The organism is Pedobacter sp. ok626 (genome assembly GCF_900100435.1).
GTDB lineage: Bacteria > Bacteroidota > Bacteroidia > Sphingobacteriales > Sphingobacteriaceae > Pedobacter.
This window is the reverse complement of record NZ_FNEX01000016.1, coordinates 59,776-72,034: the sequence shown is the minus strand read 5'-3', so window position 1 is coordinate 72,034 and position 12,259 is coordinate 59,776. Positions and strand designations below refer to the sequence as shown.

General features: G+C 38.8%; 17 protein-coding genes and 2 tRNA genes. 7 read left to right on the top strand and 12 right to left on the bottom strand.

Annotated elements, in window-relative coordinates; all coding sequences use genetic code 11:
• Positions 1 to 3: 3 nt before the first annotated feature.
• The 5 genes from BLS35_RS28325 to BLS35_RS20550 form a co-directional block, all read right to left on the bottom strand.
• On the bottom strand, positions 4 to 123 hold the full coding sequence (locus tag BLS35_RS28325; protein ID WP_139205891.1) for a glycoside hydrolase family 92 protein: 120 nt from the start codon (positions 121 to 123) through the stop codon (positions 4 to 6).
• 144 nt (positions 124 to 267) lie between these two features.
• Complete coding sequence (locus tag BLS35_RS28415) at positions 268 to 477, bottom strand: T9SS type A sorting domain-containing protein (protein ID WP_165973354.1); 210 nt, start codon at positions 475 to 477, stop codon at positions 268 to 270.
• Between the two features lie 70 nt (positions 478 to 547).
• Entirely contained in the window at positions 548 to 799 is a 252-nt protein-coding gene (locus BLS35_RS20560) for a hypothetical protein (protein WP_207909141.1), read from the bottom strand.
• A gap of 379 nt (positions 800 to 1,178) precedes the next feature.
• Positions 1,179 to 1,251, bottom strand: a tRNA-Phe gene (locus tag BLS35_RS20555).
• Between the two features lie 206 nt (positions 1,252 to 1,457).
• Positions 1,458 to 1,530, bottom strand: a tRNA-Phe gene (locus BLS35_RS20550).
• Between the two features lie 201 nt (positions 1,531 to 1,731).
• On the opposite strand from BLS35_RS20550, the gene BLS35_RS20545 reads away from it, so the two are divergent.
• From BLS35_RS20545 to BLS35_RS20535, 3 genes are read left to right on the top strand one after another with little or no spacing between them, the layout of a single operon-like run.
• Complete coding sequence (locus tag BLS35_RS20545; protein WP_090784951.1) at positions 1,732 to 3,027, top strand: 4Fe-4S dicluster domain-containing protein; 1,296 nt, start codon at positions 1,732 to 1,734, stop codon at positions 3,025 to 3,027.
• 54 nt (positions 3,028 to 3,081) lie between these two features.
• Positions 3,082 to 3,882, top strand: coding sequence for a (Fe-S)-binding protein (locus tag BLS35_RS20540; RefSeq protein ID WP_090784948.1), 801 nt, complete (start codon positions 3,082 to 3,084; stop codon positions 3,880 to 3,882).
• Positions 3,872 to 4,669, top strand: coding sequence for an MBL fold metallo-hydrolase (locus BLS35_RS20535; RefSeq protein WP_090784945.1), 798 nt, complete (start codon positions 3,872 to 3,874; stop codon positions 4,667 to 4,669). The genes BLS35_RS20540 and BLS35_RS20535 overlap by 11 nt, the downstream gene beginning before the upstream one ends.
• On the opposite strand, the gene BLS35_RS20530 is transcribed toward BLS35_RS20535, so the two are convergent.
• Positions 4,635 to 5,117, bottom strand: coding sequence for a hypothetical protein (locus BLS35_RS20530; protein ID WP_090784941.1), 483 nt, complete (start codon positions 5,115 to 5,117; stop codon positions 4,635 to 4,637). The genes BLS35_RS20535 and BLS35_RS20530 overlap by 35 nt on opposite strands.
• Before the next feature lie 51 nt (positions 5,118 to 5,168).
• On the opposite strand from BLS35_RS20530, the gene BLS35_RS20525 reads away from it, so the two are divergent.
• Positions 5,169 to 5,648, top strand: a complete 480-nt coding sequence (locus tag BLS35_RS20525; protein WP_090784937.1) for an ABC transporter ATPase — start codon at positions 5,169 to 5,171, stop codon at positions 5,646 to 5,648.
• Positions 5,649 to 5,674: 26 nt separating this feature from the next.
• Here BLS35_RS20525 and mtgA read toward each other — a convergent pair whose 3' ends face one another.
• On the bottom strand, positions 5,675 to 6,397 hold the full coding sequence (gene mtgA, locus BLS35_RS20520; RefSeq protein ID WP_090784935.1) for a monofunctional biosynthetic peptidoglycan transglycosylase: 723 nt from the start codon (positions 6,395 to 6,397) through the stop codon (positions 5,675 to 5,677).
• Between the two features lie 89 nt (positions 6,398 to 6,486).
• Here mtgA and BLS35_RS20515 point away from each other — a divergent pair, with 89 nt between their 5' ends.
• On the top strand, positions 6,487 to 6,777 hold the full coding sequence (locus BLS35_RS20515; protein WP_090784933.1) for a PH domain-containing protein: 291 nt from the start codon (positions 6,487 to 6,489) through the stop codon (positions 6,775 to 6,777).
• A 65-nt stretch (positions 6,778 to 6,842) separates the two neighbouring features.
• Here BLS35_RS20515 and rplI read toward each other — a convergent pair whose 3' ends face one another.
• The 4 genes from rplI to BLS35_RS20495 all read right to left on the bottom strand — a co-directional run bounded on the left by rplI (position 6,843) and on the right by BLS35_RS20495 (position 8,711).
• On the bottom strand, positions 6,843 to 7,286 hold the full coding sequence (gene rplI / locus BLS35_RS20510; protein ID WP_090784932.1) for a 50S ribosomal protein L9: 444 nt from the start codon (positions 7,284 to 7,286) through the stop codon (positions 6,843 to 6,845).
• A 10-nt stretch (positions 7,287 to 7,296) separates the two neighbouring features.
• Positions 7,297 to 7,560, bottom strand: a complete 264-nt coding sequence (gene rpsR, locus BLS35_RS20505; RefSeq protein ID WP_084291565.1) for a 30S ribosomal protein S18 — start codon at positions 7,558 to 7,560, stop codon at positions 7,297 to 7,299.
• Positions 7,560 to 7,922, bottom strand: coding sequence for a 30S ribosomal protein S6 (rpsF, locus tag BLS35_RS20500; RefSeq protein WP_090784930.1), 363 nt, complete (start codon positions 7,920 to 7,922; stop codon positions 7,560 to 7,562). Before rpsF ends, rpsR begins: the two co-directional genes overlap by 1 nt.
• Positions 7,923 to 8,117: 195 nt before the next feature.
• The gene (locus tag BLS35_RS20495) at positions 8,118 to 8,711 is read right to left on the bottom strand and encodes a hypothetical protein (RefSeq protein ID WP_090784927.1); all 594 of its coding nucleotides are present in this window, start codon (positions 8,709 to 8,711) and stop codon (positions 8,118 to 8,120) included.
• Positions 8,712 to 8,875: 164 nt separating this feature from the next.
• Between BLS35_RS20495 and BLS35_RS20490 the strand changes: the two genes are divergently transcribed.
• The gene (locus tag BLS35_RS20490) at positions 8,876 to 9,757 is read left to right on the top strand and encodes an AraC family transcriptional regulator (RefSeq protein WP_207909140.1); all 882 of its coding nucleotides are present in this window, start codon (positions 8,876 to 8,878) and stop codon (positions 9,755 to 9,757) included.
• Positions 9,758 to 9,862: 105 nt separating this feature from the next.
• Complete coding sequence (locus BLS35_RS20485) at positions 9,863 to 11,716, top strand: DNA polymerase III subunit gamma/tau (RefSeq protein ID WP_090784923.1); 1,854 nt, start codon at positions 9,863 to 9,865, stop codon at positions 11,714 to 11,716.
• A 1-nt stretch (position 11,717) separates the two neighbouring features.
• On the opposite strand, the gene BLS35_RS20480 is transcribed toward BLS35_RS20485, so the two are convergent.
• Positions 11,718 to 12,143, bottom strand: coding sequence for a hypothetical protein (locus tag BLS35_RS20480; RefSeq protein ID WP_090784921.1), 426 nt, complete (start codon positions 12,141 to 12,143; stop codon positions 11,718 to 11,720).
• Positions 12,144 to 12,259: the final 116 nt, after the last annotated feature.

Here is a 12,259-nt window from a genome sequence, read left to right as displayed (position 1 = left end):
ATATTATTTTTCATCGAGTTTTGGTTTATTGGTCATGGTAAATACAAGCTCCCCTCCTTCAGCAAGTTCATGATAACTGATAAAAGAGGTAGCTAATAAAGCCATGGCTAGTATTGTCTTCATAAACATATGGCATTGCCTTCATTTTATTTTCACCTGTTTGTGCGGCAAAATTGGTCATCGCAAAAGGTGGCCCAACACTATGATCATTTTATGATACAGAGGGTAATTTTAAAAGTAAAAGGGTGAAGCTGGGTCAAAATAATTTTATCTAATGGATTTTAACCTAGTTGCATTAGAATTAGTAGTCAATATGGCAATATGAATTCCCGGTTTTATAGTACTTACAAGTAGAGTAAACTTGTCACTCCCCTTCTCCAACATGACTTTTGTTTTTAATAGTGCTGTACCGTTAAGGTTGTAAATACTTAGATCCGCCTGTTCGGCTTTACCTGAATTAACGGACAGATCAACCAACAGTTGATCAGAAGGTACATAGACCGACAGTTAAAGAATGGACTGAGCCATTGTGAGATGGATTGCTGAATTAATCGGTCAATGACAGTGGGATACCCAACATCCTTCTCCCTCCATCACTTTTGGATATTTCTACCTTCCTAACAGCATGTGGACGATAATTACCTTCCAAGATATCAGATCTTAATGTTTGCCAGTTTGCATTCAGGTAGTCAGGAAGTTCATCGGTCTGCATACCATCAGTACCTCCGGCACCCTTATTGGCAGTAACCTGCCTAAAGGCTCTCTGTACATTTCGGATGTCTAATATTTCTTCAAGCATACTACTAAAAAAAACTCTTTCCCAGGCATTGTGCACATTGGTTGCATAAACTTTATGTTTCCTTTGCCATCCTAACATTCAGTCCTTCCCGCTCTGCGGTACTATGACTTCGGCTGACCTCTGAATATCCCATAATCCCTCTCCGGAAAATGTTTCCTCGCCTACATTCGCGCATGTATTTGACAGATTGCATTCAGATCTCCCAGGGTAAGACAATCTACTTTCTATGGATGTAGCCCCTGTATCTACGTAATAGTGTCCTCGCAGTATTGCGACTTCTGTTTGTGTCGCAACATGTTCGGGATTCGCACCCTATAGTCGATTGCCATGCCTGGCACCACAACAAAAAAGCTCCAGATTTCTCTGAAGCTTTTTGCAGTGGTATGGGCCGGGATCGAACCGGCGACACATGGATTTTCAGTCCATTGCTCTACCGACTGAGCTACCGTACCATCTTATTTAAACATAATTTCGTAATCATGTTCCCCTCGGTTGGGATTGCAAATGTAATATCTTTTCTGTTACTACCATATCCTAAACGCTGAAATAATCTTTAATCGCTCTCTTTCACATAATTAATTTTTTAAACACTACACTTCAATGCCAAAAAATCACTGTAAAACAAAAAAGCTCCAGATTTCTCTGAAGCTTTTTGCAGTGGTATGGGCCGGGATCGAACCGGCGACACATGGATTTTCAGTCCATTGCTCTACCGACTGAGCTACCGTACCATCTTATTTAAACATGATTTCGTAATCATGTCCCCCTCGGTTGGGAGTGCAAATGTAGTGTCTTTTTTTGAAAAGCAAAATCTTTTTTGAAAATAATGTGATTTTATTTAAATCCACTCTAAATTTTCAATTTTATGCATGCATAATAATCGGTTTTAAATGAAATACTTTAACTTCGCCTTACGATAAGAGATATTTCAAATGGTGTCACAAATCCTATTCATAGCCATCACGCTAGCCGCAATAGCTCTATTTAGCTATAACGTAAAGAAAGTAATCCGTAATATTCGCTTCGGAAGAGCTGTAGACCGGTCAGACCAACCTCAAAAAAGGCTGATGACCATGCTCAAAGTTGCATTCGGACAAACGAAAATGTTCTTCAGACCGATTCCAGCCGTCCTACACCTCATTGTGTATGCAGGCTTCGTGATCATCAATATTGAAGTATTGGAGATCATGATCGACGGAATCTTCGGTACTCACCGTGTATTCGGAGGCTTAGGTATTTTATATGATGTCTTGATAGGCTCATTCGAATTCCTTGCCCTGGGCGTATGGTTGGCCTGTGCCATCTTCCTAATCAGGAGAAACATCCTCAAACTGAAAAGATTTAGTGGGGTTGAAATGAAACGCTGGCCAAGATCAGATGCCAATTATATCTTGATTACTGAGATCCTATTGATGACGGCCTTTTTGCTTTTAAACGCAGCAGACTCCAAATTACAGACTATGGGTGTTGGTCATTACACCCTTGCCGGAGCTTTTCCAATTAGCCAATTCTTACAAGATCTTTTACCAAATACAGAAGCTGGTCTTATTGCGATAGAAAGAGGCTGTTGGTGGTTCCATATCATAGGCATATTTGCTTTCTTAAACTACCTGCCCTACTCTAAGCACTTCCACATCATATTCGCGTTTCCGAACACTTACTTCTCCAACCTGGAACCTAAAGGTGAGTTTACGAATATGCAAAGTGTAACCAATGAGGTTAAAGCGATGCTTGATCCTTCATTTACACCACCAGAAGCTGCACCTGGTCGTTTCGGAGCTAAAGATGTAAACGACTTAACCTGGGTTAATCTAATGAATGCCTATACCTGCACAGAGTGCGGAAGGTGTACCTCTGTTTGTCCGGCCAACATTACCGGAAAACTATTGTCGCCGCGTAAAATCATGATGGATACCCGCGACAGAATGGAAGAAGTAGGCAGAAGTCTGGATAAAGCAGGTAAAGGATTTGACGACGGTAAATCTTTAATTGACGACTACATTACCAGAGAAGAGATATGGGCTTGTACCAGTTGCAACGCCTGCACACAGGCCTGTCCAATCAACATAGATCCTTTAGCAATCATTACCGACCTGAGAAGGTACGCGGTAATGGAAGAATCACAATCTCCTACAAGTATCAGTACCATGTTGGGTAACATTGAAAACAATGGAGCTCCATGGAAATACTCTCCGGCCGACAGATTTAATTGGGCTAAAGAGGATTAAGGAACAAAAGAATTAAAAATCAAAGATTTAAAGAAATAGCTTAAACATCAATATATGAGCGCACAACTAAATTTTGAAGTGCCAACAATGGCAGAAATGATAGCCAAAGGCGAAGAACCTGAGATTTTATTTTGGGTAGGCTGCGCCGGTAGTTATGATGAAAGAGCACAAAAAACTACGCGCGACATCTGTAAAATATTACATCATGTCGGCTTAAAATATGCAGTATTGGGTACAGAAGAAAGCTGTACTGGCGATCCGGCTAAGCGTGCAGGAAATGAATTCCTGTTTCAAATGCAAGCCATGACCAACATAGAAGTCCTGAATGGTTATAACATCAAAAAGATTGTTACTGGCTGTCCACATTGCTTTAACACTATAAAAAACGAATACCCAGGATTAGGTGGCAATTACGAAGTAATACACCATACCCAGCTTATACAACAACTCATTGACGAAGGCAAGCTTAAAGCTGAAGGTGGTGAGAGCTTTAAAGGTAAAAAGATTACTTATCATGACCCATGTTATTTAGGTCGTGGAAACGATGTATATGAAGCGCCAAGAAAAGCTTTAGAAGCACTAGATGCCCAGCTCGTTGAAATGAAACGCTGCAAAACCAATGGCCTATGCTGTGGTGCAGGTGGCGCACAAATGTTTAAAGAACCTGAAAAAGGAAACAAAGACATCAATATCGAAAGAATTGAGGAAGCTTTAGAGACCCAACCACAGATCATTGCAGCATCCTGCCCTTTCTGCATGACCATGCTAAGTGATGGGGTAAAAATGAAAGATCAGGACCAGAATGTAAAGGTGTTAGATATTGCTGAAATCACAGTCAGAGCCAATGGATTGTAATCATCTTTTCATAGCCTCCTTAAACTCCGGCAGCAACGGAAACTGCTACTACGTTGGCAACAGCGACGAAGCCATACTTGTTGATGCCGGGATATCCTGCAGGGAGACTGAGAAAAGAATGCTGAGACTTGGCCTTTCGATGCAAAAAGTAAAGGCCATATTTATTTCTCACGAACATACTGACCATGTTAAAGGCTTGCCTACCCTTGCTGCTAAATACAGTTTACCCACTTATATCAATCCAGGCACCTTAGCAGGCTGCAGATTCAACCTCAGGGAAGATCTCATCCGACCTTTGCATTATGACACACAGGTCCAAGTAGGCAATCTGCTGATTACCGGCTTTCCTAAAATACATGATGCATCTGAACCTTATAGTTTTGTGATTTCCTGTGGAGAGACCAAAGTGGGTGTTTTTACGGATTTAGGAGCAGCTTGTGAGCAACTCACTTTCCATTTCAAACAGTGTCATGCTGCTTTTCTGGAGGCCAATTATGACGACGAGTTACTTCAAAAAAGTGCCTATCCTTACTTCTTAAAAAAACGCATCAGCGGAGGAAGAGGTCACTTGTCTAACAAGCAAGCATTGGAGCTCTTTAAAGCCCATAAGCCGAGCTATATGACTCATCTGTTGCTATCGCACCTATCTAAAGATAACAACTGCCCAGAACTGGTTGCAGACTTATTTACACAACATGCAAATGGCACAGAGATTATCGTAGCCTCCAGATATGAGGAAACAAAGGTTTATACTATTTTTGAGCCAGCAGCTGTGCATTCGTTTTAACGAGACGATCCAAAAGGTCTGAAAGATCCTGTGGCTCCATATTTTTCATCGGAATAACCATATAGGTGGCCATACTATCAACATCCCCGCCCTTTTTATCATTATAGGTTTGCACAATTACATTTTCACCTTCGGTACGCAAATAAAGCTGTCCATTTTTATCGGTCCCGTAGTAGTCCAAATCCTTAAATTTAACCAGGTTAAAAGAGAAGTATTCAATTTTACCGCTTGCATAATAACGCTTGTATCTGCAAAAGCCAGTGTTGGTAACATTTAGATCATAACGCTTAATCTGTTCCTCGCCATGTTCATTATCGTGATGTTCCAAGAGCTTCTTCTGAATATAGACAAGCTCTTCGTCCAGAAGCGTGTGTGTACTAAAAGCCATTAATATTAGGCCTAGCGACAAAAAGAGGGACATTCTTAAGCTTAATGTAAACTTATTCATCACGTTAATATTTTAGCACCAACAAATTAAATATTTTATTAAATTTGAACTATGAGTTTTTCTCCACAATCTAAAGTTTGGATCTACCAAAGCAACCGTGCATTTACTAATGACGAGGTATCCGCCATACAGCAAAAACTGGATGACTTTACTTCGCAATGGAAAGCCCATGGCCACCAGTTAAAAGCAACTGCACAAATACCACATCAGTTTTTTATTGTCTTTATTGTTGACGAGGCTTCTGCTGGCGTTACAGGATGTTCAATAGATGCTTCTGTACGAATCATCAAGGAAATTGAGCAAACTTACAACGTTGACCTATTCGACAGGTTTAACCTTGCTTATAAAATAGATGGCAAGGTGATTGTAACCAATAAAGAAGATTTTGAAACCCTGGTAAACATTAAAACTGTTGGGCCAAAGACTATTGTATTCAATAACCTTGTTCAAACCTTAGAGGAGTTTGAGACCAAATGGGAAACTCCATTCGAGGAAAGCTGGCACAGCAAAGTGTTTGCACACTTGCTGTAAGCTTCTTTATTTAAGCGTATTCAGTATTAAAAATCTAAAGGCCCCAGTCTTCTCATGTTTTTCATGATTAGGTATTGGCGGTGTTTGATATAGCGCGTTGGATTCCTTGGTGTCCACCTTCTTGGATTAGGGAAACAAGCAGCAATCAATGCAGCCTGAGAACGGCTTAATTTAGTGCAAGATTTACCAAAATAGGCCTGTGCAGCTGCTTCTGAACCATAGATACCATCGCCCATCTCAATCACATTCAGGTACACCTCCAATATCCGCTCCTTGCTCCAGAACATTTCTATCAGCAGCGTGAAATAAGCCTCAAAGCCTTTTCTAACCCATGAACGTCCAGGCCATAAAAACACATTCTTAGCCGTTTGCTGGGAAATGGTACTGCCTCCCTTAATTTTTTCACCTTTTTTGTTTGTTTTAAACGCCTTTTCTATCGCATTAACATCAAAACCTATATGCTTTAAAAACAACTGATCCTCTGCCGAAACAGCAGCACGCTTCATATTGTCAGATATATCATCGAAATCTACCCATTTCTTTTCCAGCTTTAATGGCTTGCCTTCGCTCTTGCGTTCTATATTACGCAAAACCATCAACAGGGTAATAGGTGGGTTAACAAAGCGGTAAATCAATACCCATAGTACACTAACCAATAAAAACCAAACAAAAATTCGGGTTAATATGGAAGATATTTTTTTAGTAAAGGATTGTTTAGATTTACTGCTCGAACGTTTTTTTTGTGCCATCGCTCAAAGGTAATAAAAACATTAATTTCAACTCACAAGCAAAGCTGACAAATAAAAGAATTAAATAAATTACTTAAATTTACTTCAACATGAAATTTACAGCATCCAGACTATCAGAAGGAAACAAGGTTTTCCCTACAGAGATTCACCTAGAAGAAAACAGTATAGAGATCAAATCACCAGGCTTATTTAGCGGGGATTCGAAATATCTAAACTACGAAGACATTACGTCGATTGAGGTAGACTCTCCGATGATTGGATTTTCTACGTTAAGGTTATTCTTAACAGGGAATAAAATTGAAATCAGTGGCTTTTCTAAGAGCGATATCAAACAGATCCGTCAGATCATTGACGAAGCTAAGAACAAGAGAAGGAAATAGAATTATATAGGCATAAAAAAAGCTTCCTGAAAATCAGGAAGCTTTTTTTGTATCTAAAAAGAAGATTACTCAGCTACAACTTCGAAAGCAACTTTAACTTTCACTTCTTTGTGTAAGTTTAAGTTTGCAACATATTCACCTACAAATTTAGGCTCAGTTTCGAAAGTGATACGGCGACGATCTACATCAAAACCTTTTTGTTTCAATGCTTCAGCAATCATAATGGTATTTACAGCACCAAAAATCTTACCTGTTTCACCAGCTTTAGCACCGATAGACAATTTAACATCAGTTAAACGCTCTGCGATACCTTCAGCATCTTTCTTAATTTTATCTTGTTTAAAAGCAGCTTGCTTTAAGTTTTCCGCTAATACTTTTTTAGCTGAAGGAGTAGCCAAAGCACCAAATCCTTGAGGGATTAAGTAGTTACGACCATATCCTGGCTTTACATTAACGATATCATCTTTCTCCCCTAGGGATTTGATATCTTGTTTTAAAATGATTTCCATCTCTCAGCTCCTATTTTAATTGGTCAGCAACAAAAGGTAACAAACCAATGTGACGTGCACGTTTTACCGCTTGAGCCACTTTACGTTGAAATTTCAATGAAGTACCAGTTAAACGGCGAGGTAATAATTTACCTTGATCATTGATGAATTTTAACAAGAAGTTTGCGTCTTTGTAATCAATATATTTAATTCCGTTTTTTCTGAAACGGCAATATTTTTTTCTGTTATCGTCCACTTTTGGAGCAGTAACATATTGTATTTGATCTTTAGCCATTATCCTGCAACCTCCTCTTTCTTAGGTTTTTTGTTAAAAGCACCACTGCGTTTCTTCTCATTATAAGCAACCGCGTGACGGTCTAATCTAATGGTAAGGAAACGTAGCACACGCTCATCACGCTTAAGCTCCAATTCCAATTTACTAATTAATTCACCAGAAGATTTGTATTCTGTAAGGTGGAAGAATCCGCTTGCTTTTTTCTCAATCGGATACGCTAATTTTCTCAAACCCCAATTGTCCTCTTGAACAATTTCGGCTCCGCTATCAGTAATGATTTTGCTGAATTTGGCTAATGCCTCTTTCGCAACTTCTTCTGACAACAACGGGGTTAGAACGATAACAGTTTCGTACTGATTCATTGTTATTTTGTTTATTTTTTAATTAATCCGCTCTTAATGCGGGATGCAAAAGTAGTAATTAATATCTTAAAAACAAAGGGTTTATTGAGAAATATTGACGCCTTCAGAACGCCCAGTCCCACCCAATTCTTTTTACAAAAAAAAAGAGCTTGCCCTTTTGAGACAACCTCTTCTAAACATAAAAAACTAATCTAATTAACGAATTTGCACCACTTTGGTAAATTCTTGATTTTCAGATTTGATCAAAAAAGTCAGATCACCTAAACCTACCCTGGCCACATTAAATCTTTTAGTAAAGGCCGACTCACCTTCAAAAATTTCGTTATATAATTCATCGTTGTATTCGTTCACAATTCGAACCGCAATTGGTCCCTTAGGTGCATTTTCCAAATTCAACGTGATCAATTCATCTTCCTTAGTTAAAACCGGCTTAAACTTTTCTGTAATCATAGGATTAGATACGATAGTTTTACCTTCCACAATCGAAAGTTGATATTCAGTTGAATTCGATTCTGTCGTTATTTTAAATGTATAATTTCCGTCAGGGAAAGAACTCAAGTCATAAGTTTTAGTAGATCCGCGTTTTGCCTTTATTCTTTTCTCATATAGAACCTCATTTTCTGCTCCATAAATCGAAACATCAACAATTTGAGCTTCATCTATATAAAAAGTAACTGATTTTTCATTTACCCCTTTAACTTTCAACACAAATGAGCCTTCACTTGCATATAAGCTAGCAGAAAAGAATAAGGAAACTGCTATTAGACTGATTTTTAATAAATTTTTCATGATAAAATTGTTTAAAAGGTTAACAATTATTTTATACTCCAAATTTACATCGCATTTTAATGAGAAATTTATTCCATATTCACTGATATCTATGCTATATTAACCGCACTTCAGTATCTTTCGGACAAAAAACAATAAATATGATTTTTTAAGTATTTTTGATCGTGCAAAACAGGAAAAATATAAAGCCAGGATTTGAAGTTATTGAGCCCACTTTCGGGAGTTCATTCTATTATTCGAAATACATAGAAAACGACAACAACAAAGCACATGTATGGCACTACCATCCCGAAATTGAAATGGTTTTTGTAAATGGCGGTGCAGGGAAACGACAAATCGGAAGCCATATCTCTTATTATACCGAGGGTGATTTAATACTGATTGGCAGTAATCTACCCCATTGCGGTTTCACCGACACCAATACCGGAAATAAAAACGAAACCGTTATACAAATGAAAGATGACTTTCTTGGAAAAGACTTTTTAGGTCTCCAGGAAACGAAATGTATATCCGACCTATTTAATAAGGCGAAGGGTGGTATTGCTTTTGGACAAAAAACAAAAGATGCCGTAGGCCACAAAATTGAACTTATGGACGAGCAAGAGCCTTTTGAAAGACTTTTAACCTTATTAAGTGTTTTAAAAGAGCTGGAGAACGCTACCGATTATAAAATTTTAAATGCTGCTGGATTTTCAATGGAAATGCAAATCCAGGACAATGACAGAATTAATATGGTATTTAACTATGTTAAAGATCATTTTCAGGAAGAGATTAATTTGATGGCTATTGCAGAAATGTCTAGCATGACCGTCCCTTCCTTCTGCCGGTATTTTAAGAAAATCACAAAAAAAACATTTACACAGTTTGTAAATGAATATCGGGTTGTACATGCCTCTAAACTTTTGGCTGAAAAACAAATCAGTGTAGCAAACATCAGCTACGAAAGCGGCTTTAATAATTTCAGTCACTTTAATAAGGTATTTAAAGAATTCACCGGAAAAAGCGCCTCGCAATATAGAAAAGAGCTAACAGCAGTTTTTAAATAAAAAATATTTCAATCTGCTTATCAACGCCCTTCTTTGGTGATTTTTTCAACATTCAAGACTTCCAGTATTCCAACCTCAACAAAAATTCCTATTTTCGTGGACGAAATGGAGAATTTTATAGTATCAGCCCGTAAATACCGCCCGGCAACGTTTGAAACCGTTGTTGGACAGCAGCACATTACAGGTACGCTAAAAAATGCTATAAAAAACAACCAACTGGCACAGGCCTTTTTATTTTGCGGGCCAAGAGGTGTAGGTAAAACTACCTGCGCACGTATCCTCGCCAAAACAATTAACTGTACCAATTTAACTCCCGAGCAGGAAGCCTGTGGCACTTGCGATTCCTGCGTTTCATTTCAAACCGGCCATTCTTTTAATTTTCATGAGCTCGATGCCGCATCGAATAACTCTGTGGATGACATCAGAAGCCTTATTGATCAGGTACGCATACCGCCACAAGCCGGAAAATATAAAATCTATATCATTGATGAGGTGCACATGCTATCAGCAAATGCCTTCAATGCGTTCCTAAAAACGCTTGAAGAGCCACCTTCTTATGCTATATTTATATTAGCTACCACAGAAAAGCACAAAATACTGCCTACTATATTGTCACGATGCCAGATCTTTGATTTCAACAGGATCCAGGTAGATGATATATCAAACCATTTAAATAAAATCGCACAACGCGAAAACATAGCCGTAGAAGCCGACGGTCTACACATCATTGCTCAAAAAGCCGATGGTGGACTAAGGGATGCCCTATCTATGTTTGATCAGATTGTAAGTTATACCAATAAAAACCTAACTTATAAATCGGTAATCGACAACCTTAATATACTTGATTACGATTATTATTTTAAGCTTACCCAATACCTTACAGCTGCAGATGTAAGCAACACCCTAATCTTGTTTGATGAAATATTAAACAATGGTTTTGATGGGAACAACTTCATCAATGGATTAGCCAGTCACATGCGCAATCTATTGGTAGCCAAAGACCCACAGACCACTAAACTTTTAGAGGTTAGCGAAAACATCAAACAAAAATACATCAGTCAAAGTCAGCAAACACCGGTATCGTTTATCCTTACCGCTTTAAATCTGGCCAACCAGTGCGATCTGAATTACAAAAACAGTAAAAATCAGCGGCTACAGGTAGAGATGGCTTTAATTAAAATGTGCCACATTCCATCGGTACTTCAACTAGCCAGCCAACCGCTTACCAACGCAACTGACAACGATCAGATTAAAAAAAAAACTAATGTAAGTCCTGTTGCAGCGCCTGCGCCAGCAACAAATCAAGTAGCCAATACAGCTCCAACAACTGCAATTCCTATAGCCCCACAAAATCCTGCTGCAACTGCAACACCGGCTATACCAGTTATGGAAACAAAACCTGTAGCTACCCACTCGGCAAGTATTCCGCTTCCTAAGAAAGCACCGGCACCGTCGGCCAAAATTGTACTTAAACCATCATCTCCTGCCCAAAATAATGCGGCAATGCTAATTCCGTCTTTAAATGGCATAGAAAAAAAGGGAGAAGGTGCTGTTGATGACGAACCGAAATATATCTCTGGTAGCGACCGTGAGTCGTTTACACATGAACAACTTCTATTTTACTGGAACGAGTATGTAAACATCGTAAAACAGGCTAACAGAATCAATGTGTACACCCTGATGAGTACCTCGCCACCAATATTGGTAAGTCAGGAAGAAATTTTAGTGCATATTGAGCATAAACTGCAAGAAGGTATACTCCAGGAAGAAATGATAGATCTACTTAATTTTTTAAGGCCAAGACTTAAAAACTTTAGCATTATCATTAAAACTAAGCAAGTGGTAAAAGAGGTAGTGAACCGTTTGTACACCAGTGTTGAAAAATACCAATACCTGGTAGAGAAAAACCCCAAGCTAGATGAAATGCGCCGTAGGTTTAACCTCGACGTCAATCCATAACCTACCTACCTGGTTTATCGTTGATGGGATAACCCTCCTCATCCAGATCATCACGGTCATCTTCAGGCGTACGGGCCAGTATTTCATCCTCAGGACTCACCATCACAACACTCTCACCATCATCTATGCGCATTCCTGCACCATCTAACCTTTCTTTCATCTCCCCCTCTTTATCGTACTCCAATCCAATATAAGGATTCGACTCATCGTAAGTTGAAATACTATCCTCACCATTTGGCGCGGAAGTATCATAAGGAAGTGGATGATCGTAATCCGTATCTTTCCCTTTTACATCAAACTCGAAACTATTCCGTTCTTTATCAAAAGACAAATTGTTAAAGTCCTTCGTTTCACCCAAATCTGTTGGATGAAGCTTATCCATTGCGCGCTTAGCACCACCTTGCTGATCATTATCGCCCGTCATCATATTGGTTAGGTTTTATACCGATATAACATAGAAAAACAGCTAAATGTTTTTAATTATTCGCACTATCAGGCAAAAAAATGGTCTGTACCATGATGATACAGACCATTTTTACAAGC